The 21092-nt window shown below is 62.5% G+C and carries 21 protein-coding genes; 7 read left to right on the top strand and 14 right to left on the bottom strand.

What is annotated here, in order from left to right; translation table 11 throughout:
- Positions 1 to 10: 10 nt before the first annotated feature.
- The 8 genes from xrt to FE240_RS12925 all read right to left on the bottom strand — a co-directional run bounded on the left by xrt (position 11) and on the right by FE240_RS12925 (position 8062).
- Positions 11 to 871: an exosortase gene (xrt, locus tag FE240_RS12890; protein ID WP_193001468.1), complete on the bottom strand. Its 861-nt coding sequence runs from the start codon at positions 869 to 871 to the stop codon at positions 11 to 13.
- Positions 864 to 1730 carry a chain length determinant protein tyrosine kinase EpsG gene (locus FE240_RS12895; protein WP_193001469.1) on the bottom strand — a complete coding sequence of 289 codons (867 nt, stop codon included), beginning with the start codon at positions 1728 to 1730 and terminating at the stop codon, positions 864 to 866. The genes xrt and FE240_RS12895 overlap by 8 nt, the downstream gene beginning before the upstream one ends.
- Complete coding sequence (locus FE240_RS12900) at positions 1727 to 3100, bottom strand: Wzz/FepE/Etk N-terminal domain-containing protein (RefSeq protein WP_193001471.1); 1374 nt, start codon at positions 3098 to 3100, stop codon at positions 1727 to 1729. The genes FE240_RS12895 and FE240_RS12900 overlap by 4 nt, the downstream gene beginning before the upstream one ends.
- A gap of 8 nt (positions 3101 to 3108) precedes the next feature.
- Positions 3109 to 3876 (bottom strand): SLBB domain-containing protein, encoded by a 768-nt coding sequence (locus tag FE240_RS12905; RefSeq protein ID WP_193001473.1) that lies wholly within the window; start codon positions 3874 to 3876, stop codon positions 3109 to 3111.
- Complete coding sequence (locus FE240_RS12910; RefSeq protein WP_193001475.1) at positions 3873 to 4763, bottom strand: EpsD family peptidyl-prolyl cis-trans isomerase; 891 nt, start codon at positions 4761 to 4763, stop codon at positions 3873 to 3875. The genes FE240_RS12905 and FE240_RS12910 overlap by 4 nt, the downstream gene beginning before the upstream one ends.
- 15 nt (positions 4764 to 4778) lie before the next feature.
- On the bottom strand, positions 4779 to 6266 hold the full coding sequence (locus FE240_RS12915) for an undecaprenyl-phosphate glucose phosphotransferase (RefSeq protein ID WP_226798818.1): 1488 nt from the start codon (positions 6264 to 6266) through the stop codon (positions 4779 to 4781).
- An 8-nt stretch (positions 6267 to 6274) separates the two neighbouring features.
- Positions 6275 to 7438 carry a hypothetical protein gene (locus tag FE240_RS12920; RefSeq protein WP_193001477.1) on the bottom strand — a complete coding sequence of 388 codons (1164 nt, stop codon included), beginning with the start codon at positions 7436 to 7438 and terminating at the stop codon, positions 6275 to 6277.
- Positions 7439 to 7543: 105 nt separating this feature from the next.
- Positions 7544 to 8062: an FxDxF family PEP-CTERM protein gene (locus tag FE240_RS12925; protein WP_193001478.1), complete on the bottom strand. Its 519-nt coding sequence runs from the start codon at positions 8060 to 8062 to the stop codon at positions 7544 to 7546.
- A 594-nt stretch (positions 8063 to 8656) separates the two neighbouring features.
- Between FE240_RS12925 and FE240_RS12930 the strand changes: the two genes are divergently transcribed.
- On the top strand, positions 8657 to 9217 hold the full coding sequence (locus tag FE240_RS12930) for a HutD family protein (protein ID WP_193001479.1): 561 nt from the start codon (positions 8657 to 8659) through the stop codon (positions 9215 to 9217).
- A gap of 66 nt (positions 9218 to 9283) precedes the next feature.
- Positions 9284 to 10093: a siderophore-interacting protein gene (locus tag FE240_RS12935; protein WP_193001480.1), complete on the top strand. Its 810-nt coding sequence runs from the start codon at positions 9284 to 9286 to the stop codon at positions 10091 to 10093.
- Between the two features lie 43 nt (positions 10094 to 10136).
- Here FE240_RS12935 and azu read toward each other — a convergent pair whose 3' ends face one another.
- Complete coding sequence (azu, locus tag FE240_RS12940) at positions 10137 to 10580, bottom strand: azurin (RefSeq protein WP_193001481.1); 444 nt, start codon at positions 10578 to 10580, stop codon at positions 10137 to 10139.
- Between the two features lie 222 nt (positions 10581 to 10802).
- Between azu and FE240_RS12945 the strand changes: the two genes are divergently transcribed.
- Entirely contained in the window at positions 10803 to 11156 is a 354-nt protein-coding gene (locus FE240_RS12945; protein ID WP_193001482.1) for a DsrE/DsrF/TusD sulfur relay family protein, read from the top strand.
- A gap of 14 nt (positions 11157 to 11170) precedes the next feature.
- On the opposite strand, the gene FE240_RS12950 is transcribed toward FE240_RS12945, so the two are convergent.
- The gene (locus FE240_RS12950) at positions 11171 to 12619 is read right to left on the bottom strand and encodes an EAL domain-containing protein (RefSeq protein ID WP_193001483.1); all 1449 of its coding nucleotides are present in this window, start codon (positions 12617 to 12619) and stop codon (positions 11171 to 11173) included.
- Positions 12620 to 13465: 846 nt separating this feature from the next.
- The gene (locus FE240_RS12955; RefSeq protein ID WP_193001484.1) at positions 13466 to 13891 is read right to left on the bottom strand and encodes an Hsp20/alpha crystallin family protein; all 426 of its coding nucleotides are present in this window, start codon (positions 13889 to 13891) and stop codon (positions 13466 to 13468) included.
- A gap of 210 nt (positions 13892 to 14101) precedes the next feature.
- Here FE240_RS12955 and FE240_RS12960 point away from each other — a divergent pair, with 210 nt between their 5' ends.
- From FE240_RS12960 to FE240_RS12970, 3 genes are all read left to right on the top strand, one after another.
- Positions 14102 to 14566: an FKBP-type peptidyl-prolyl cis-trans isomerase gene (locus tag FE240_RS12960; protein ID WP_193001486.1), complete on the top strand. Its 465-nt coding sequence runs from the start codon at positions 14102 to 14104 to the stop codon at positions 14564 to 14566.
- Positions 14567 to 14863: 297 nt separating this feature from the next.
- Positions 14864 to 16822: a TonB-dependent receptor domain-containing protein gene (locus tag FE240_RS12965; RefSeq protein WP_193001488.1), complete on the top strand. Its 1959-nt coding sequence runs from the start codon at positions 14864 to 14866 to the stop codon at positions 16820 to 16822.
- 86 nt (positions 16823 to 16908) lie between these two features.
- The gene (locus tag FE240_RS12970; protein ID WP_193001490.1) at positions 16909 to 17625 is read left to right on the top strand and encodes a lytic transglycosylase domain-containing protein; all 717 of its coding nucleotides are present in this window, start codon (positions 16909 to 16911) and stop codon (positions 17623 to 17625) included.
- Positions 17626 to 17668: 43 nt separating this feature from the next.
- Here the strand turns inward: FE240_RS12970 and aqpZ are convergent, their stop codons facing one another.
- The 3 genes from aqpZ to FE240_RS12985 form a co-directional block, all read right to left on the bottom strand.
- Positions 17669 to 18355: an aquaporin Z gene (aqpZ, locus tag FE240_RS12975; protein ID WP_193001492.1), complete on the bottom strand. Its 687-nt coding sequence runs from the start codon at positions 18353 to 18355 to the stop codon at positions 17669 to 17671.
- 208 nt (positions 18356 to 18563) lie between these two features.
- The gene (ruvC, locus tag FE240_RS12980) at positions 18564 to 19085 is read right to left on the bottom strand and encodes a crossover junction endodeoxyribonuclease RuvC (RefSeq protein ID WP_193001494.1); all 522 of its coding nucleotides are present in this window, start codon (positions 19083 to 19085) and stop codon (positions 18564 to 18566) included.
- 209 nt (positions 19086 to 19294) lie between these two features.
- The gene (locus FE240_RS12985) at positions 19295 to 20089 is read right to left on the bottom strand and encodes an AraC family transcriptional regulator (RefSeq protein WP_193001495.1); all 795 of its coding nucleotides are present in this window, start codon (positions 20087 to 20089) and stop codon (positions 19295 to 19297) included.
- Between the two features lie 96 nt (positions 20090 to 20185).
- Here FE240_RS12985 and FE240_RS12990 point away from each other — a divergent pair, with 96 nt between their 5' ends.
- A complete protein-coding gene (locus FE240_RS12990) occupies positions 20186 to 21070 on the top strand; it encodes a DMT family transporter (RefSeq protein ID WP_193001496.1) in 885 nt (294 codons plus the stop codon).
- The last annotated feature ends 22 nt before the right edge of the window (positions 21071 to 21092 follow it).

Consider the following 21092-nt stretch of genomic DNA (forward strand, 5'->3'; position numbering starts at 1 on the left):
GGGTCACCTTTCATGGGGTCACCTCCCGCCGGCAGGCAAGGCCGAGGCGATCGAGCAGACCATCGAGGCCGATGATGAGTAGCAGCGCCACCACGAACAGAAACAGGCCCGAGAGCTCGTGCACGAAGCTTTGCCCCACCGCGTTGCCCTGGTGATAGGTGAGCAGGGCGATAAAGAGCACCCGCAGCACGTTGGCCAGCACCGAGATGGGCACGATCAGCAAGCCGATGACAGCCTTGCGCGCCGCGCCGCCACGCTTGACCACGTGCAGGTAGAGCAAGGCGATCGCCTCCAGACTGAACAGGGAGTTGATGCCAGAGCAAGCGTCCGCCACCAGCAACTGGTAGGGGCCGAGGTAGAGCACCACCCCCTGACGCGCCACCGGGTAGCCGAGCAGGTAGAGCAGCCCCTCGGTGACGGCGGAGATAAACAGCTTGAGCGGCTGCACGATGACGTCGGTCAGCACATAGGGGAGCGGGATGACAAACAGCAACAGCAGCAGCGGCAGCAGAAATTCGCGCAGCGCCGCGCGGCCAAAATAGAGCAGCACCACGGCGGCTAGCATCAGGATCAGCGAGCCGGCCGAGAACATCGGCAGTTGCAGCAGCTCGCCGAGCAGGTAGAGGGCGGACGCCAACAGCAGCGCCACGGCGCCGAGGGCGCGCGCCGGCGCACCGCGCAGCGGACAGGCCAGCAACTGCTGGACGAACAACCCAAGGGCCAGCACCAGCAGCAGGGCCGCGGTGCTCCCCCCCAGGCTCTCCCCTTGCGCGAAGTAGAGGCCGTGAAATAGGGGCACATAGAGGGCCGCCAGGGCGGCCAGCGCCAGCCAGAGGGCGGCGCCATGTCGCAGCGGCATCGCGTCAGTCAAGGTAGACACACCCCAGCAGCTCGGCCCGGATCAGGCGCAGGCGCGCTACCATGTCGGCCAGCGCCGGCAGCGGCGTGCCGTCGCGCCGCGCCAACAGCAGCACGCCGGGCACCAGGGAGGCGAGGATCTGGGTGTCGTACCACTCGTGCTGATCCGGGGTGTGGTAGATCACCACCTCGTAGCGCTGGGCCAGCTCGGGCACCAACTGCTGCATCCGCTTGCGCGACAGCAGCTCCTGCGGGTTGGGGGCCGGGGTGCCGGCCGGCAGATAGTCGAGATCCTCAAGCCCTGCCACCGGCTCGACCAGCCGCTCCAGCTCGCCGCGACCGGCCAGCAGATCGGACAGGCCAACTCGGCGCCGGCTGCCAAGCAGGGCGGGCAGCGCGCTGCCGCGCAGGTTGGCGTCCACCAGCAGGGTGGCAAGACCGAGCTGGCTAAACGCGATGGCCAGGTTGCCGGCCAGGGTGGCGCGCGTCGCCTCGTCATCGACCCCTCCCAGCAGCAGGCTGCGCTGCCCCTGGGCCAGCCAGGCGAGCTGCAACTGGCTGCGCAGCGCCTTGATCTTCTCTTTTTCCAGTAACCGCTCGGCATAGGCCATGTAGAGGCGCTCGCTGAGCGCGCTACCCGGCTCGGCCAGGAAGCTGGAGAACTGGCGCGCCACCATGGCGTGCACGTCGGCTTCGCTGAGCAGCCCCAACTGCTGGGCCGCCTCGCCAAAGCGGGTGCCGTGCTCGTGCTGGTGCTTGAGGATCTGGCCCAGTTGCAGCTCGGTCAGCTTGCCAGCGGCCAGCAGCAGCTCGCCGACGCGCGGCATGCCGGCCGGCTCAAGCAGGCATTCGCGGGAAGAGAGGGGCATCATGATTGACCTCCGCGCCAGTTGAGAAGCAGCCGGGGGGCGCGGGCGGGCGAACGCTCCCCTTGCAATGTGATGAGCACGGGCAGCCCCAGACTGTGGGTGAGATCGTCGGCGCAGCGCACCCGGCGCGCGCGCAGCTCGACCAGAAAGCTCGCCAGGGCGCCGCAACCGAGCGCCAGCAAGGTGCCGAACAGCAGGTTGAAGAGCGGGCGCGGCGACACGGGGCGGGCCGAGGGCTGGGCCCGTTGCAGCACTGTGATGTTGGTCAGGCTGGCGTTGGACTGGATGGCCGCCTCGGACCACTTCTGCATCACCAGCTCGTAGCTGCGCTGGGCGTTGTCGACCCCGCGCTGCAATATGTCGAGCTCGGCCAGGCGATCCTTGAGGGCCAGCACTCGCTGCTTTTGCTGCGCCAACTCATCCTGCTGCGCCTTGAGGCGGGCGGCCATGGCCTCCACGCTCTGGCGGCGCTGCGCCTCGATGCGCCCCTGCTGAGCGGCCCGCTCGCGCTCGGTGGCGGCGATCTGGGCATTGAGTTGTTGATATTGGGGGTGGCGGGTACCGCTGCGCTCGGCCACTAGGCTGCGCTGCTTGCGCAAGTCCGCCAGCGCTAGGGTGAGCTGGGCCAGCAGCGGGTTGTCGTTATTCTGGGCATCGGTCACCCGCGAAGAGGCGGCGATGTAGTCGGCCTCGGCCTGGGTCACCTGGCCGGTCAGCTCCATCAGGCGCTGACTCTCGGTGTCGATGCGATCGCGACTGCCGGCCAGGATGCCGTGCTGGCGCTGGTAGTCGGACAGGCGCGCCTGGCGCTGCTCGAGATCCCGTTGCAGATCGACCATCTGATCCTTGAAGAAGGATTCACTTTGCAGTGCTTGGCCGCTGCGGTTTTCGATCACCACGTGGCGGTAGGCATCGACGAAGCCGTTGGCGATGGCGGCGGCGAAGGCCGGATCCACGGCGCCGTAGCGCACCGTGATGGTGTTGCTCTCCTTGCCGGGCACCACGTCAAGATCGCGCAGCAGGCCGGCTGCCAGCCAACTGGCGATGTCGCCACCCTCACCGCTGCGGGCAAAGCGCTCCTGGGCCTGGGGGTAGTCCGCCAGACGCAGATCCCGCACCACCCGCAGGGCGGTGGCGTGGCTGGCGACGATGGCCGCTTGAGTGCCCAGATAGTTCTGCTGCACCACGGGGCCGAGGGAGCTGAACTGCACCGGATCGCTGCCGCCATCGACGGCGATCACCGCCTCGCTCATGTAGCGCTTGGGCAGCAGCAGGGTCATGGCTAGCACCAGCGCCAGCACGGTGAGCGCGACCAGCAGCAACAGGCGGCGGCGGGCCAGCAGGACGCTGAAAAATTGGGTAATGGTCATCATGCTCGCTCCTAGAACCAGCTCTCGCCGACGAAGATGACCGCATCGGCCTTGAGCCCAGTGGTCAGGGTGACGGCCTGGTTGACCAGCTCGCCGTTGGCATCCTGGTGTTGCAGGCTGATGTCGCCGTGATCGGCGCGCGGGGTGAAGCCGCCGGCCAGGGCGATCGACTGCATCACGGTCAACCCAGCACCAAGCGGGTAGCTGCCGGGGCGCAGCACCTCGCCATAGACGTAGACCTGCGGCTGGCGTGGCACCACCAGCTGATCGCCCGGTTGCAGCAGGGGATCGTCGCGCAGCCCCTCGGCACTGAGCTCGTAGCGGGTGCGCTGGTTGCCTCGCACCAGCTCAATGCTCTGGCCCCCGGTCGGTGCGATACCGCCGGCATTGGCCAGCATGCCCGAGAGGCGGGTGTCGACTTTAAGCGGGTACTGACCGGGGCGGTTCACCTCGCCCCATACCGAGACCAACTGGCTGCGGTATTCGGTCACCAGCAGGTTGACGTGGGGCTGGGAGAGCACGCCGGCGGCGCGCCAGCGCTCGGCCAGCAGCCGCTCCCCCTCATCAAAACTAAGACCAGCCATGGGCACCTGGCCGAGCAGGGGCACGTTGAGGCGCCCGTCGGCGGCGATCTCCGCCTCAAGGGAGAGATCCGGGTTGCCATAGACGCTGACCCGCACTATGTCGCCGGCCCCCATGCGATAAGGGGCAGCGCCAGCCAAGATGGGCAGTAGCAGTGACAACAGGGCCAAGCCCCGGCGCAGTGAGACGTTCATCATTGCAACCCCTTGAGGCCGGTGGCGAGTTGGGCGGTCTGGGCCGCCCCCTCCTCGGTCGCGGCGGCGAAACGTTGCAGGTACTCGACGCTGGCATCGCCACGCAGGGCGGCCAGTTGCTGCTCGAGACGCTGCTGCTGGCGTTGACGGGTCAACTCGGCGAGGATCTGCGCCCTGGCCTGGCTCAGGGTGAGCGGCGCCTCCTCCCGAAGTTTGAGGCGCATCAGCACCCGCTGGCCGTTGGCCCGATCCACCAGGGTGTCACCCGGATTAAGGGTGCGCAGCTGGGTGGCGAGTCGCTCGGGCAGCCCCTCGCTGCTCACCTGCACCTGCTGGCGGTTAAAGGGCACCCCCTTTTGCTTGAACCAGCGCTCGGCGGCCGTCTCGTCGGCAAGGGCGTCAAACGCCCGCAGCGCGGCTTGGTCAAGGGCCGCCTCCGGCACCAGAAACGCGGTCAGCTCATAGCGCTGGCGCTGGCGAAACTCCGCCTCGTGCTGCTGGTAGTAGGCGCGGATCTCCTCCTCGGCCGGCGCCGCGAGCGGCGCCCCAGGGTGGCGCGCCAGCACCGACTGGGCCAGCACCTGGCGGCGGGCAAACTCGAGCGCCTGCACCACCTGCGGGTCCCGATCCAGCTTGTCGGCCTGGGCGCGCTGCACCAGGATCTCTTGGCGCACCAGCTCGTCGAGCACCTGCTGCTTCTGTGCATCGCTAAGCTGACGGCCCGGCGGCTGCTGGGCCAGCAGGTAGTTCAGTTGCAGCACGGTCAGCTCCTTGCCGTTGACCCTGGCCAGCACCTGACTGGCGGCCGGTTTTTCGGCCTCGCCGCAGCCCCCCAGCACCAGCAACACGGCGGCGCCTAACAGCGCCACTCCCCTGTCTCTTTGCTTCATCCTCAATCCTTACGCTCAGTAGGCATTGCCCTTGGGTTTGACGGTCTGATAGGCGGTCATCAGGACGATGCGCAGGTCCATCCACAGTGACCAGTGGCGCAGATAGGCCAGATCGAACTCGATCCGTTTCTCCATCTTGTCGAGGGTGTCGGTCTCTCCCCGGCAGCCATTGACCTGGGCCCAGCCGGTGATGCCGGGGCGCACCTTGTGGCGGATCATGTAGCCCTTGATCAGCTTGCGGTAATACTCGTTGTGGGTGTTGGCGTGGGGACGCGGGCCGACGATGCTCATCTTGCCCTCGAGCACGTTGATGAACTGGGGCAGCTCGTCGAGGGAGCTTTTACGCAGGAAGCCGCCGATGGGGGTGAAGCGCTGATCGCCTTGGCGCGCCTGCACCACTTTGTCGCCATCTTCCATCACCGTCATGGAGCGGAACTTGTAGACGACGATGCTCTTGCCATCCATGCCGTAGCGTTTCTGGCGGAAGATGACTGGCCCCGGCGAGGTGAGCTTGACCGCCAGCGCGGTGCCGAGCATCAGCGGCCAGATGAGGGCCAAGATGGCGAGGGTGAGAACGATGTCCTCGGCGCGCTTCACCACCCCCTTGAGGCCGGTGAAGGGGGAGTCGCAGACGCACACCACCGGGATGCCGGCCACGTTGTCGACGTGGCCTTGGATCATGTCGAACACGAAATAGTCGGGCACAAAATAGATGGAGACGGTGCTGTCTTGCAGGCTGTCGAGCAGGCTCATCACCCGGGGTTGGGAGGACATGGGCAGCGAGATGTAGACGTGGCTGATCCCCTCGCGCTGGATCACCTCGGCCATGCCGGCCAGGGTGGCCAGCAGCTCCCCCGGCTTGATGCGGCCAGCGTCGAGGCGAGTCAGCTCGCGATCGTCGAAAAAGCCGACGAACTCCATGTTGAGATAGCCGTTGGCCCCGATGCGATCGCGCAGGGTCAAGCCCGCCTCGTTGGCACCGACGATGGCCACCTTGCGCTTGGCCACCCGCTCGCCTCCCCCCATCAGTAGCTGCACCAAACCGTGGGAAGCCAACAGGGTGGCGGGCGCCAACAGAGCCCAGGCCAGCAGATAGGGGGGGTAGAAGTAGAGGTGCCAGGAGGCCAGATAGCCGATGAGCGACAGGGTCGCCACCACGAAGCACCAGCCAAGCACGAAGCGCAGCAGCCCCCACCACATCAGCCCCTGGCTGCGCACCAGCAGCACAGAGCCATCCATCACCAGCATGGTGAGCAGGAAGGCCAGTGCCGCGAGCACCAGCTCGGTGCTGCCAAACGCCACGTCGAACAGGGGGTGCAGCAGATAGAGGGTCGCCACCACCAGCACCGGATCGATCACCGACTTGAACAGGGTCACCAAGGGTGAGATCCGCTCCAGCTCACCTTGCAGGGTGTCGAGGGAGGGGTAGAACGCCGCTCCCTCCTCGCGCTGTGGCTGGATCGCCTCCTGCTTGGCGGCCAGCTCTGCCATCACTTCGCTCATCCCATACCTCAGTAGATGTAAGACAGGTTCAAGCCTGCGCTCTGGTAGTCATATTCCCGGTAGTCCTGGCTGGCCTCGCGCCGCCCCCACTCCCAGCTCAACTGGGTGCTCCAGCGCTCACTCGGGCGCCAGTTAAGCGCCGCGCGGTAAGAGAGGGTGGTCTCGTCGCCGAGCAGATCGCCCCCCGCCAGCACGCCCGGCTGATAGTCGGCGCGTACCTGGGAAAGACGTTGCTCGAGGCCGAGCCGCTCGCTCCACTGCCAGATCCAGCCCAGCCGGGCCGTGTCATTGATGACCGACTGGTAGCGCTCGCCGCTCGGGGCCTCGCGCCGTTGCCAGCTGGCATCAAACTGGTGGTGGGCCCCCGCCTCATAGCGGGCCGCCAACCGCCCCACCCAGTAGTGGCGCCGGGTGTCGCCGGCATAGCGCCAGCCGAGGCGGCCCAACTCCGCATCCAGACTCAGGCGCGCCGTCACCGGCCAATGACCGGTCAGGCTCAGGGTGTCCTGATCGCTGTCGCGCCCGCCCCCCGTCTGCTGGAGATAGTCGGTCTGCTTGTGCTCCCACCCCAGCAGCAGGCTCGCCCCCTGCCGGCTGCGCAGCCCGCTGGTCGCGCGCCAACCGCTCTCGTCCAGATCGAGCGGCTGGTAGAGGTGGCTACCGTGGCGCAGCGTGCGCCAGCTACCACCGAGAGAGAGGGCCAGCATCCGCTCCTGCGGGTTGGCCAGCTCCCCCTCCAGACGCCGCTCGTCCTGCATGTCCTTGATGCCAAGCGCCACATCCTCGAAGGCGCCCAGCCGGCGGCTCTCGCCATAGCTCAGGCTGGGTCGCAGCCAAGGGCCCATGACCCCCTGCCAGCCCACCCGCCAGCCGTGACCGGTATGGGACATGCCACTGTTGCGGCGATATTCCTGGCGCTCGATATTGGCGCTGGCAAATAACTGCTGCCGTGACCAACGGGTGCCCCAACGCCCTTGCAGTGAACCGCTAATAATATCGTCACTGCGATATAATCCGCTGGGCAGAGAAGCCTCATCGTTTAGCCGAAAAATATTATTATCATGGCGACCATTGACCATAGGGGTCAGTGACCAGGTATCCCCTTGCTGCTGATTGGCCTGCACATTAGTGCCATATATTGCGGCACCCAATATCACCAGGAGATACCTCATCCCTGTCGCTCGCTTTATCAATTAAAATAGTGATGACCTGCCCGACCCAGCCATTCCTGACTGAGTCTGGGCAATTACACATTCGGCAAATAGCGAATCAGTTGATCAGGCAGCTTGCAGAGTCGGAATACGTTGGCTGCGACGGCGTTTGGACACCAGCAGGGTCAACAGGCCGACACCAATCAGGGCATAGACTTCCGGCTCGGGGATCGGCGCGGTCACGATACCGGCGATATAGGAGCCACCCAGCTGGGTACCGGTGACCACACCGGAGATCAGCAGGTCATAGCGACCGGCATCCGGCAGCACGAATTGCCAGGCGGCATCCAGGCTGTTGACCACCGGCGTGATGGCCACATAGCTGGACTTAACCACATCCCACACCGCCAGGGAGAAGTTGCCCACCCCGAAGATGTCGCTGAAGGTGAAGCTGACCACACCGGAGTTGGCCACCGCGGCCTTGTCCACATTGATCTGCCAAGTATCGGTGAAGTGGCTGCCAAAGGCCTCGCCCGCATGGTCAAACAGGGTCGTTGCCGCCCCCGGTACACTGACATCCTGCACCGCCGCCATCGCCTGACCCGCACCAAGCAGCACCAACAACAAGAAAATGTTCCGTAACATTATGCGTTCCTCCATAGAACAGCTTTTAATGACATTTAATTGAATTAACCATTACAACAAAGCCAACCGATATAAATACCACCTCCTGCTTGAATCCAAGCTCCCTGTTATTTGATCAGTCGATCGAAACGGCAAGATAGCGATACCCTACACCGCACTGGCATTTGCTATTTTGTCAGTAAGCAAATTCTACAGGGCGTTATTGTATGTCCTTATCAAATAGATCCAATTACTGAGCACCCACCCAATAACAAGTGAGCCTTCTAATAATTATTTTCTGAACCTGCGATTGATTTGAGCAGATCTTAACTGGCGTGTTTTTTTTAGATATAGGGGGAAAGACTGAAAATAGATAAAGGGGGATGAAAGAGAAAACCACACCTTGGTATGAGGTATTTCTCATACTGGTGTGGCGATGCCTATTAATATGCGTTTACATGCTAGCAACAATATAGATATTGCGCCGAATTGAAGCAACCATAACCGCTCCAGCCCCCCCAATCCTTGACCCAGATCCCACCCGGCTCTTTTTCCACGGCTTTTTTCCACCTCCTCTGGCTGTTAAGCTGGCGCCCTTTCCCACAGGAGCCTCCCATGCTGACACTGCTTTCCCATACCCGTTATCGCCAGCAACCGTGGAGCAGCGGCAAGGGCAGTACGACCGAGATCCTGATCGCGCCCGCCCACGCCTCACTGGCCCGCCTCGACTTTGATTACCACCTCGGCATGGCCCCGCTCAAAGAGGGCGGCCCTTTACCGCTCTTTCCCGGTTTCTCCCGCATTCTGCTGCCGATCCGGGGGGCTGGTTTCGTGCTCAACGGCCACCCCTACACCACCTTTGAGATTGCCCACGTCGATGGCGATACACAGACCCACTGTGAGCTGCTCAAGCGGGAAGTGACCGACCTCGGGCTCCTCTACCGCCCCTCTCGGGTCAAGGCCAATGCCAGGGTGCTGACCCTTCCCTTTCCACTGACCCTGACGCTGGAGCCGGCCAATACCTACTTGGTCACCCTGCTGGAGGGGAGCCTGCAAGCCGCCGGTCAACCGCTGCAAGCGGGGGACACCCTGCACCTAAGCGGTGAGGAGAGTCTGGCGCTACAGTGCGAGCGCGCCGCCACCCTGGCCTTCTTCACCCTGCAACCGCTCACCTGAAGGGTGTACCCGGCGCGTGGCACGGGATAGGATGGGAATGAGAATGGTTTTCATAAGGAATATTTCATGTCCCTCCCCGCGCCCCAACGGCCACGCCTCATCCGGGTACGCCACATCCAAGATGTCACCCCACACCTGCGCCGCATCACCTTTCACAGTAATGATCTGGCCGACTATCCCTTCACCTGTGGTGGCGCCCACATCAAGCTGATGTTTCCCCAACCTGGGCAGCGCGACCCTGTACTGCCCACCCTGACCGAGCAGGGGCCGCGCTGGGCGAGCCCGGCGGAAAAACCGCTGCTGCGCACCTTTACCCTGCGCGCCTTTCGCCGTGAACGAAATGAGCTGGATGTCGAGTTTGCCCTGCACGGGGAGAGCGGCCCGGCCAGCCGTTTCGCCCTGAATGCCCGCATCGGCGACACGCTCGGTCTCTCGCAGCCGGGGGGCCCCTCCCCCATGTTGCAGGCGGCACGTCACTATTACCTGGCTGGCGATCTCACCGCCCTGCCCGCCATCGCCGCCATGCTCGAGGAGATGGCCACGGATGCCACCGGCCGCATCGCGCTGCTGGTGCCCAGCCAGGCGGATATTCAGCCCCTACCGATGCCGGCCGGGGTACACATCGACTGGATCGTCGGCGGGCCGGAGGCGGCGCCGCAACTGGTCGAGGCCCTGCTCAGCGCTCCGCTTGAGGCGAGCATGAGCCAGTTCTGGTTCGGCGGTGAAGAGCGCATTGTGGTACCACTGCGCCGCCATGCCAGACGCACGCTCGCGGCGCCGCGCAGCTGCGTCTATGCCGTCCCTTACTGGCGGCAAGGTCAAGAGGAAGAGGCGTATCACCCGGCGCGTCACGCCGTGATGGACGCCGAGGCATGAAAAAGGGCAGCCCGTGGGCTGCCCTTGTCCTCTCTTTGCCGACTTAACCCACCTTGAAAGAGCCCTTCATGATGGCCCAGTGGCCGGGGAAGGAGCAAAAGAAGCTGAGATCCTTGCCGGCCAGATCCTTGGCTGAGAACGTCACGCTGCTGCTCTCACCACCACCGATGAGCTGAGTGTGGGCAATGACGCGAGGATCTCCCTCCTTGAGATAGCCGTTGGCCGCCCCTGCACTCATGCCATCGGTGGCCACCCCTTGCAGATCTGCCGTGGCAGCCAGCACCCAGTTATGGCCCATGGCGGTAACCGGCAACTTGCCGACGTGCTTGAGTGTGACCGTCACCTCCTGACAACTGGCCGGCACGCTCATGGCGTCAGCGCTGAACTTCATGGCATCATCGCCCTCTATGGTCAGAGAGCACGCATCGGCGGCCAACACTGGCGCCGCTATGACGCCCAGCAACAGAAAAGGGATTGCATATCTCATCGTGATTTCCTCGCGGTAAACGTGGGCTCATCATAGCAAACGGACTCAAGACGGACATTGCGACTTCTCCTCGCCCCCTGCTCTGGCCCCTGAATGGGGATGAATCTCTCTTGCAGGGAAGCGCGTGCAAGCCACGGCCATGAACCGCCGCCTCAGGCGGCCGTATGCATTGATCCCCCCAGCGGGGCGGGTCTGCATTGTCACTTCATTAAGGAATAAGAGATGAACCAAGAAATTGTCGTGATCGCCAATGGCGCCCCGTATGGGAGCGAATCACTGTTCAACGCACTGCGGCTGTCACTGACGCTGGCGGAGCGCGAAGGGGTCGCGCTCAAGTTGTTTCTTATGTCGGATGCTGTCAGTGCTGCCCTGCCGGGGCAAGCGCCGGGAGAAGGGTACAACCTGCGCCAGATGCTGGAGATCCTGCTGGCTCAAGGGGTACCCGTACGGCTGTGCAAGACCTGCTGCGAGGCCCGTGGCCTCAGCGCTCTTCCTCTTATTGAGGGGATTGAGATAGGTACCTTGGCCCAACTGACCGATTGGACTCTGGCTGCCGACAAGGTACTGAATTTCTAAAAGGGGCGGGCCGGTTACATGGCCGGCCGCCATCCCCCTTCATTGAGCGGCAACTCAGGTGCGGTGCGCAGATAGGCACTGAACTCTTTCATCGTCATGGGTTTGGCAAACCAGAACCCTTGCAGATAAGCGACCTGGCGCTCGCGCAGGAAGTCAGCCTGCTCCTGATTCTCAATGCCCTCCGCCACCGTCTTGAGGCCGAGCCGCTGCGCCAGATCCAGCGTGCCATCCAGAATGTCGCGTGACAGGGCATCGGAGCCGATCATGGCCACAAAGCAGCGATCAATCTTGAGGTAATCCACCCGGAACTGTTGCAGGTAGCTCAGACTGGAGTGACCGGTACCGAAATCATCCAGCGCAATCTTGACACCAATCTGATCGAGACGCTCAAACAACAACATGGTGATCTCGGTCGGCTCAAGCAGTACCCGCTCAGTCAATTCCAAGGTGAGACGAATCCGGTCCGGCGGAAACGTCGATAGGAACGTCTGGCAATCTTCCAGCAACGTGAAGTCATGGCACTGGATCGGGCAGATGTTGAAACTAATGTGAAACTCGGGTGGCAGCTGATCGAGATGGGCGGACAGCTCCCTGGCCACCTCCAGCATCAGCTCGCGGGTAATGGGGACGATAACCCCACACTCCTCCGCCAATGGGACAAACAGATCGGGACGGATCATGCCAGAGCGGTAATGGTTCCAACGCACCAGAACCTCTGCCCCGACGAGGGAGCCATCATGGCCGCTCACGATAGGCTGGATGAAGGGGACAAACTCACCGCGTAGCAGCGCCCTGCGCATCTCCATCTCAGGTGTCAGCATCCGTCCCCAGGTGACATAGACCATACCGCCCATGCCCAGGGCCAAGATCACCAGCACCATCATCATGCCCTCTTCACCGCTTAGCAATAAAGCGAGGGGCGCTTGTTCCGGTCGACCTTGCCAAATACGGTAAAGGTACTTGCTCGAACCATAAGATTGCCAGTTGAGATCGTCTGCGGGCCTTTGCTCCAGGAATTGCCCAGATTCATCCAACCAGGTATTGCCAATCTGTAGCAATTGCCGGCCACCCAGCTTGCGGCTCGATGACTGCTCTATCAGCAACTTCTCACTGAGCTCGCTGGGATAGACCCCAACCAGCACCGCCCCTTCCTCACTGTCTTGACGGAAAGAGAGGAGCGGGGTCAGTACGTCACTATTGAGTTCATTGTGTTCACGCTCAACCAACAGCAATGAACGGCCAGGTTCATGCAACTGGTTGACCGGAATATCCATTTCACCAAAAACGGACGAGCAGTAGGCGCGCTCTTTGAAAACCAGCGCCAGCGTTCTGACATAAGGAGAATGGGCCGCTAACATGCGCAGGGGCACCTCAGCACCGGAGCATGCTTTACCCACCAGAGATTGCGCCTCTCTGGCTGAATCCTTGACGTTATCGAGGATATCATCCACCTGACTGATCACGAGCGCCAGCTCGAACTCTCGCTCAGCATTCAGCCTCGAACAACCCTGCCAGTAGAGGATGGAAAAACCACTCGACAGCACAAGAAGGATGGTGAATATGCTCCAGAGACTACGCCATTTATTCCCGCTGGGTGCGGCAATAGCGACCATTTAGTTATCTACCTCAATCTATAGCTAAATCAGCCTCCAATGCTGATGAAATATTGCTAATCGCATCCATGTCCGGGGGGGGTGGCATTCTATGCTGCCAAGCTCTACATCGCCAGAATTTAAGTCAATTTATTGCGTTTTTTATCACTAGCTATTCTCAATATTGTCCCATCCGCATGCTCCATATCGGACACATAGCGGAAAAAACCGCCAGCCCCCCCGTCTTGACCTCTCTCTCACTCCTGGGAGAAGGGATCGCGCTCCTGACCAAACGACGTGAGCCGGCAGGGAGGAGACGTGGTGAACATAGCAGGAACGGTACACAGGAAGGGATATCCCCCAAAGGGATAGAAGCCCCTTCCAAACTGTGGTCAACCCGAAGGGAATAGCCGTCCGTACAACAGGCAGCTATCGCAACGACGACGAACGCAATGGTCAGCGGGGATCACACATCACTGATGCCAAACCAGCCTATTACCCACAGGCTGGTCTTCGCCACCGTCATCCTATCGACAGCGCTAGAAGCAGGCGCCCATGATAGCGGATAGAGAGAGAGAAGGCCTGAACTGACCCTGACACAGACGCAAAAAAAGCATTGTTTATCTATTTTATGGTCAAAAAATACCGGGCCTCCCCGTTCATCTCTTATCTGTCAGCATCAATGCGAAGATGGGGCACGAAGGCCCCTCTGCTTGATTACTCGATGGGGATGCGTTGGCCGCGCGGCGCCTCGGCCTGCTTGGGCAGGCTCAGGGTCAGCAGCCCGTTGTCAAACTTGGCCGTGACCCCCTCCAGTTGCACGTCCATCGGCAACTCGAAGCTACGGGCCACACTGCCGTAGTAGCGCTCGCTGCGCAGCATCCTCTCTTCCTGCTCTTGGCTGTCGTGCTGACGAACCTCGGCCCGGATGGTCACCACCCGGCCATGGATATCGAGATGGATATCCTCCTTACGCACCCCCGGCAGTTCGGCCAGCACAGTGTACCCTCCCTCCGACTCTTTCACGTCGAGGGTGATCTGGGAGGGCAGGGGCTCACCGTGCAGCGGCTTGATGGTAAACCCGGAGGCCAGGTCGCGAAACAGATCGTCGAACAGGCTGGCGCGGGCGGCTAATAGGCTCATCACATTCCTCCTCTTCGTGGGGCCTCCTCTGAGTGTAAAAAGGCCCCCTCCTACCGCAAGTCGATCCCGCCTGCGCTTGATCGCGATCAAAAAGTAACCGGCGGCAGGCCGTGAGACGGCTCGCAATCTTCTGTTCTATCAAATAATTACGTGGTCATGGCCCAAGCTGGCACAGTAAGATGAGGTATATCGATATGCAAGGAGCCACAGATGAAACTGCTATTGCTGGTCGCGGCCATCGGCCTCGCCTTCTATCTCTACTCGAGCAGTCAAGCCCGCCGCCAGGCCGGGGAAAACATGCGAATTGGTGATCAGTTTCTGCAAGAGAACCGGGGCAAACCGGGGATCAATGAGACGGACTCTGGGCTGCAATATGAAGTGCTGCACGAGAGCGAGGGGCCACAGCCGCAAGCCGGTAACCGCGTCAAGGTGCACTACGAGGGACGTCTGCTCGACGGTACCGTGTTTGACAGCTCCTATGCCCGTGGCGAACCCATTAGCTTTGGCCTCAACCAGGTGATCCCGGGTTGGACCGAAGGATTACAACTGATGCACCAGGGCGAGAAGATGCGCCTTTTCATCCCCGCCCGCCTCGGTTATGGCGAGCGCTCTGCCGGCAAGATCCCCCCCGGCTCCCTGCTCATCTTCGACGTCGAGCTGCTCGGCATCGAGTAAGCCTGCACAGCAAAAGACCCGCGCCATGGCGCGGGTCTTTTTCGTCAATTCCCCCGCCTAAGTGCTTAGGCTCGCAAAGAGCAGGCTAGGAGCCCCTCCACCGCCTGGTTCTAGATATCGTCCGCAGAAGCCGCAAGATGCAGGCGGCCACCCAAATGGGTGACCGCGACACCCGCAAATGAAAACAAATATCATTTAGATTTCACTGCAAATATACTCCCCTCGCCCGGCATCTTCGACTGCCGGCACGCCGTCAAGGGCCAGCAAGAGCCCTCCCTCAACGACATGGAGTTTTCAATGCAGTCAGGTTGTTTCCCCCTTCGCCCCCTGGCCGTGGCACTGGGTCTGTTGACCCTTCCCCTGCTGGTTCAGGCTAACGACACCGCCCATGAGACGCTGGTGATCACCGCCACCCAGACCCAACACACCGAGCTGAGCGCTCCGGCCAGCGTCTCCGTGGTAACCCGCCGCGATCTTGAGAAGATGAACGCCACCACCCTTAGCGAAGCGCTCAAGGGGGTGACCGGGGTCAACATAGCTCCCGCCAGCGCTTATGGCCGCAGTGAAATCCGCCTGCGCGGGCTGGAGGGCGACTACACCCTGCTGCTCATCGACGGCCGCCGCGTCAACTCGCGCGAAGCCCTGAGCTCGGCCTACGCCAACGATTTTGACCTCTCCTCCATACCCATGGCGGCCATAGAGCGCATCGAGGTGCTGCGCGGCCCCATCTCCTCTCTCTACGGCGCCGATGCCCTCGGCGGGGTGGTCAACGTGATCTTGCGCAAGGCCGGTGAACACACCGAGGGGGCAGCCTCTTACACCTCGACCCACCCGACCGAGGGCGACGGAGGAGACGGCAACCGAGGCAGCGGCTACCTCTCAGGCGCCCTCATCGATCGGGTACTGCTCGGCAATCTGGTGGTCGAAGGCAACCACAAGCAGGCATGGCAGAGCGATCTCAGCCGTAATGCCGGCAGCGATGCCAGTGAGAAGCGTGAAAAGTGGAGCGCCCTCTCCAACCTGACCTGGCTCATCGACCCACGCCAAGAGCTGGCGCTGGGGGGCAGCTATGCCAAGGATGACCGGCTGGCGCACTGGAACAACTACGGCACCACGGTGCAAAACGATCAGCAGATGGAGCGTCTTGGCCTGCATCTGACCCACAGCGGACGCTGGGAGCATGTCGACAGCCGGCTCGGCTATGCCTTCGAGCAGGCCGATCTCCATGATGACTCGCAACTGATGACGGCACTGACCCAGCGGCCGGGAGAGGTGACCCAGACCAACCACACCGTCGACGGCCAGCTCAGCACCCAGTTGGGCGATCACCAGGTGACGGCGGGCAGCGAGTACCGCATCAACGAACTCAAGCACAACGTCAACCTGACGAAAAAAGCGAGCGTCGATCAGTATGCGCTCTACCTGCAAGACGAGATTGGCCTGGGCGATCTGACCCTGACCCTCAGCGGCCGGCTGGACGATCACCAGACTTATGGCAGCGAGTTCAGCCCGCGCGCCTATGCCCTCTACGCACTCACCGATGCCTGGGTACTCAAGGGGGGCATTGGCCGCGCCTTCAAGGCACCGACCATCGCCCAGACCGACGCCGATTATGCCGTTCCGGCCTGTCGCGGCCGCTGCTCCATCATCGGCAACCCGGATCTCGAGCCAGAGACCGCGGTCAGCTATGAGGCGGGCACGGCCTACAACAGCCCGCACTACGGCGGCGCCCTCACCCTCTTTCACAACGATATTCGCAACAAGATCCAGAGCGATGCCTGGAGTGCCAATCACAGACCGAGCGTGATGACCTACTACAACGTCGATGACTCGCGAATTCAGGGGGTCGAGCTCAGTGGCTGGCTAACGCTGCAACCCGGGCTGACCCTGTCAGCCAACGCCACCGTGCTCGATGCCGAAGACAAGAGCACAGGGCTGGATCTCTATAAAACTCCAGAGCATACCTTCAATGCTGCGCTGGCCTGGCAAGCATTACCTAGTCTTGATACCCGTCTTAGCTGGAACTATGTCGGCAGTCAGACCATTCCGGTACCGCGCATGAGCGGCGCCACCTATGAACGCAGCGAAGGCTACCACACCTTCGATCTCGGCCTGGTGTGGCAAGCCATGCCCCAGCTCGACATCCGGGCGGGCATGACCAACCTCACCAACGCTCAGCGGGATGGGGTGGCCACCGACGCCGACCTGATCCTTGAAGGACGCACCCTCTACGCCGGACTGGATTACCGGCTCTAACCAACAGCCCCGCTCTGCGGGGCTGCTCTTTTTCGGGGTGACTGGATCTGCGGCGCCGGGAAGGCAATGCTGTAGGGGTCTTCACGATGAAGGGAGTCATCGTCTTGCTGCTGCATCTTGTTGCCCTGCTTGGCACTTCACTGGCCCTGGCCGGCCAGCCGGAGCCCGTTCCCGTTCCCGTTCCCCCCCCCACCGCCAACAACCTCACCGCCACGGCGCCCAAAGCGGGCAGCAAGGAGCGGATCGAGGTCTATAAATTCCGCCAGGCCAACGGCGTGGTCAGCTACTCGGATCAGAGCCCGAGCGACGGCCACTACGAGCTGCTGGTGTTCGAGTACTGCTATGCCTGCGATCCCGCCTCCCCCGTCGACTGGCGCCGCACCGGCCTTTATGTGCAGGACTACGCAGCCACCATCCAGGCGGCGGCCCGCGCCTATCAGGTTGAGCCGGCCCTGATCCGCGCCCTGATCCACGCCGAGTCGGCCTTCAATCCGCAGGCGGTCTCGCGCAAGGGGGCCATGGGATTGACCCAACTGATGCCGGGCACGGCCCGGGATCTCGGGGTGGGCGATGCCTTTCTCGCCGAGCAGAACATCTTCGGCGGGGTCAAATACCTCTCGGCCCTACTGCGCCAATACAAGGGCAATATCCAGCTCGCCACCGCCGCCTACAACGCCGGGCCCGGCGCCGTTGATCGCTACAAGGGAGTCCCCCCCTATGCCGAGACCCGCGCCTATGTCGAACGCATCGCGCTGCTTCACCAGCGCTACCGGGATGCCCTCGGCAGCGGCAATCGCCCATAAAAAAACGCACCCCGAGGGGTGCGTTTTGCAAGGGAGATACACATTACTCTTTTTCGGCCACCATGCGGTAAGCCAGGGCACCGATCACACCACCGATGATCGGAGCGACCCAGAACAGCCACAGTTGGCTGACGGCCCAGTCACCCACAAACAGGGCCACGCCGGTACTGCGCGCCGGGTTGACCGAGGTGTTGGTCACCGGGATGGAGATGAGGTGGATAAGGGTCAGGCACAGGCCGATGGCAATCGGGGCAAAACCGGCCGGCGCACGGCTGTCGGTGGCACCCATGATGACAAACAGGAAGAAGGCGGTCATGACCACTTCGCACACCAGGGCCGCGGTCAGGCTGTAGCCACCCGGGGAGTGTTCGCCATAACCGTTGGAGGCAAACCCAGCCGCCACGTCAAAACCGGCTTGGCCGCTTGCGATGACATAGAGTACGGCACCCGCCAGCACGCCACCGATCACCTGAGCAACGATATAAGGCAGTACCTTGGACGCGGGGAAACGACCACCGGCAAACAGACCGACAGTCACGGCCGGGTTGAGGTGGCAACCGGAAATGTGGCCGATGGCGAAGGCCATGGTCAGCACGGTCAGACCGAAGGCAAGTGACACGCCCAGCAGACCGATACCCACATCAGGGAAAGCGGCGGCCAGTACGGCACTGCCGCAGCCACCCAGCACCAGCCAGAAGGTGCCAAGTAATTCAGCGGTATACGATTTCATTTGTGATCTCCTCTGTTGTCATGAAGCGGCCCGCAGACCGGCTCCGGGCGCATTATGGAAACTAGGCGCCATTTGACCAGTACGCCAGCGGGGGATGGAAATTGTGACTCAAGTCACAACCCAATGATTAATAACACAAAAAGTATACACACATAAAAAAAGAGCCTGATGGCTCTTTCCGGTACCACGACAGTTCTTGTCCGTTTGGCTAGCGAAATCGCCCATACGCAGAGCCGGTGACGCGTCCGGCCATGCGGATCAGGCTCTGCCGGGTGTGCAGATGACACAGGGCGATGGCCAGCGCATCGGCAGCATCCGCCTGGGGCGTGCCCGGCAGTTTCAACAGGTGCTTAACCATATGCTGAACCTGCGTCTTATCGGCGCCCCCCGTCCCCACCACCGCCTGCTTGATCTGAGTCGGTGAGTACTCCCCGACCGGCAAACCGGCGTTGACGGCCGCCACGATGGCACTGCCCCGTGCCTGACCGAGCTTCAGTGCTGAGTCTGCATTGCGTGCCATGAAGACCCGCTCGATGGCGAACTCATCCGGTGAGAACTGGGCGATGATCTCGCTCACCCCGTCATACACCTGCTTAAGGCGCTGCGGCAGCTCGCCAAGATCGGTGCGAATGCACCCCGAGCCCAGGTATTCCACCAGCCCCCCCGTCACCCGGATCACTCCGTACCCCGTGATCCGCGACCCCGGATCGATTCCCAAAATAACGCTCATCGACTCACATAGATTGAACTGCAATGGGCGCCACGATAACAGAGTTGCGCCCCCTTGGCCTCTTTCACCTTGCCCGAGGCAGGGCTGATCCTCTTGCCAACCCCAGGGCCAGCCGAGCCATGAAGCGGGGAGCACACGTCAGAGACGAGGGCGATGGAATGCGTCACGCCTTAGTGCTGCGGCATGTGGTGGATGGCACCTGCGCGGGCTCATTGCCCTGGCTGGGCCAACTGCTGACGATAACGCTGGGGGGCGCAGCCCTGCTCACGCTGGAACATGGCGATAAAGGCCGACGTGGAGCTATACCCGAGCCGCCAGGCGATCTCCTGCACCGGCATGTCGCCACGCAGCCAGGCCAGCGCCTTGACCATGCGCAGCCGGGTGCGCCACTGACCGAGGCTCATGCCGAGCGCCTTCTGACAACGGCGCGCCAGGGTGCGCTCCGTGGTATGCAGTGTCCGCGCCCATTCGGCCAAGGTACGGTTATCCTCCGGCGCCGCCTGCAACGCCGCCAGCAAGGGGGCGAGCAGCCGGTCGCGGCTCTGGGGCAGATAGCTCGGCTGGCAGCGGGTGCGCGCCAGCTTCTCGATAAAGAGTGCCCCCTGCCGCGCGTCCCACTCGTCCACCATGTGGCCGACGCGGCGCTGGGTGAAGTCCTCTAGCAAGGCGCGCAGCAAGGGAGTGAGCGCCAACAACTGGGGCTCGCGCGGCAGGCGCGGGGCCAGCTCGTGACTCACGTAGATCGAGGTGTAATCGAGGGTCTGCTCGTTGAAGGCGCTGTGGGGCAGATCCGCGGGCACCCAGATGAGGTAATCCGGTGGTGCCACCAGCCGCTCTCCCCCTATCTCCACCACCATGACCCCCAGACTGATGAGGCTGAGCTGGCCCCAGGGGTGGCTGTGCTCGGCGCAGGCGTTGCCCCCCTGGATCTGGCTGTAACGAAAATAGAGGGGATTGGGGGGAGCCAGCAGGCGATCCTGCTCAGCTAGGGTGAGCGCGCTCATAGAGAATGTCTCAAAGCGATGATGCGATGTCTTATTTACGCTACTTGCTGAGTTAAAGACAAGGTTAGACTCCTGCCATAGACCCAAGGAGTGCCTATGCCTGTCCTCTTCCCCCTGCTCGCCATCCTGATCTGGGCCGCCAACACCGTGGTGTCCAAGGCGGCGGCCGACCTGATCGATCCGGCCGCCATCTCTTTCTATCGCTGGGTGATCGCGGCGCTGGCCCTCTCCCCTTTCTGTCTGCCGCCACTGTGGCGCCGCCGCGCCGACCTCCGCCCCTGGCTGGGCAAGCTGCTGGTGCTGGCTGCCCTTGGCATGGTGCTTTACCAATGCCTCGCCTACTACGCCGCCCACCAGACCTCGGCCACCAACATGGGGGTGATCGGCTCCCTCATCCCCCTGTTAACCGTGGTGCTCGGCGCCCTGTTTTTTGGCAACCGTCCCGGTCGGCAAGCCATCAGCGGCGTACTCATCTCCCTGCTTGGCGTGCTCTGGCTGCTTGGCAAGGGCCATCCGGCCTCCTTGCTCGGTGGCGTCAACCCGGGGGATCTGATGATGCTTGCCGGCTCCACCAGCTACGCCCTCTATGGCCTGCTGCTGCGCCGCTGGCAGCTCCCCTTCGGCCCCTGGCTCAACCTCTATCTGCAAGTGCTACTGGCGGTAGTGTTGCTGATCCCGGTGGCCGCCAGCGCCGACTCGCTGGCCGTCACCGGGGAGGCTATCGGGCTGGTGCTGTTTGCCGGCCTCGCCTCCTCGCTGTTTGCCGCTTACTGCTGGCTGCGGGGGCTGGCCACACTAGGGCCGGAGCGCACCGCCATCTTCATGAATCTGATGCCACTGCTCACCGCCCTCATCGCCGTGGTGAGCCTGGGTGAGCCGATCCACGGTTACCACCTGCTGGGGGGCGGATTGATCCTGGCTGGCGTCGCCATCAGCCAATATCGGCCGCGCCGGGTGGCGCTGACCACCGAGTCAGTCTGAGCGAAGGGAAAATCAAAAGGGA

Origin of the sequence: Aeromonas simiae (assembly GCF_014892695.1) — a bacterium.
Taxonomy (GTDB): Bacteria; Pseudomonadota; Gammaproteobacteria; order Enterobacterales; family Aeromonadaceae; genus Aeromonas; species Aeromonas simiae.

Coding starts and splice junctions, on each gene's coding strand:
- FE240_RS12930 (WP_193001479.1), top strand. CDS start 8,657: ATGCTGACACTGCTTTCCCATACCCGTTATCGCCAGCAACCGTGGAGC.
- FE240_RS12985 (WP_193001495.1), bottom strand. CDS start 20,089: ATGAGCGCGCTCACCCTAGCTGAGCAGGATCGCCTGCTGGCTCCCCCC.
- FE240_RS12905 (WP_193001473.1), bottom strand. CDS start 3,876: ATGATGAACGTCTCACTGCGCCGGGGCTTGGCCCTGTTGTCACTGCTA.
- FE240_RS12945 (WP_193001482.1), top strand. CDS start 10,803: ATGAACCAAGAAATTGTCGTGATCGCCAATGGCGCCCCGTATGGGAGC.
- FE240_RS12895 (WP_193001469.1), bottom strand. CDS start 1,730: ATGATGCCCCTCTCTTCCCGCGAATGCCTGCTTGAGCCGGCCGGCATG.
- ruvC (WP_193001494.1), bottom strand. CDS start 19,085: ATGAGCGTTATTTTGGGAATCGATCCGGGGTCGCGGATCACGGGGTAC.
- FE240_RS12960 (WP_193001486.1), top strand. CDS start 14,102: ATGAAACTGCTATTGCTGGTCGCGGCCATCGGCCTCGCCTTCTATCTC.
- FE240_RS12935 (WP_193001480.1), top strand. CDS start 9,284: ATGTCCCTCCCCGCGCCCCAACGGCCACGCCTCATCCGGGTACGCCAC.
- FE240_RS12910 (WP_193001475.1), bottom strand. CDS start 4,763: ATGAAGCAAAGAGACAGGGGAGTGGCGCTGTTAGGCGCCGCCGTGTTG.
- FE240_RS12915 (WP_226798818.1), bottom strand. CDS start 6,266: ATGAGCGAAGTGATGGCAGAGCTGGCCGCCAAGCAGGAGGCGATCCAG.
- aqpZ (WP_193001492.1), bottom strand. CDS start 18,355: ATGAAATCGTATACCGCTGAATTACTTGGCACCTTCTGGCTGGTGCTG.
- FE240_RS12990 (WP_193001496.1), top strand. CDS start 20,186: ATGCCTGTCCTCTTCCCCCTGCTCGCCATCCTGATCTGGGCCGCCAAC.
- FE240_RS12970 (WP_193001490.1), top strand. CDS start 16,909: ATGAAGGGAGTCATCGTCTTGCTGCTGCATCTTGTTGCCCTGCTTGGC.
- FE240_RS12965 (WP_193001488.1), top strand. CDS start 14,864: ATGCAGTCAGGTTGTTTCCCCCTTCGCCCCCTGGCCGTGGCACTGGGT.
- FE240_RS12925 (WP_193001478.1), bottom strand. CDS start 8,062: ATGTTACGGAACATTTTCTTGTTGTTGGTGCTGCTTGGTGCGGGTCAG.
- FE240_RS12900 (WP_193001471.1), bottom strand. CDS start 3,100: ATGATGACCATTACCCAATTTTTCAGCGTCCTGCTGGCCCGCCGCCGC.
- azu (WP_193001481.1), bottom strand. CDS start 10,580: ATGAGATATGCAATCCCTTTTCTGTTGCTGGGCGTCATAGCGGCGCCA.
- FE240_RS12920 (WP_193001477.1), bottom strand. CDS start 7,438: ATGAGGTATCTCCTGGTGATATTGGGTGCCGCAATATATGGCACTAAT.
- FE240_RS12955 (WP_193001484.1), bottom strand. CDS start 13,891: ATGAGCCTATTAGCCGCCCGCGCCAGCCTGTTCGACGATCTGTTTCGC.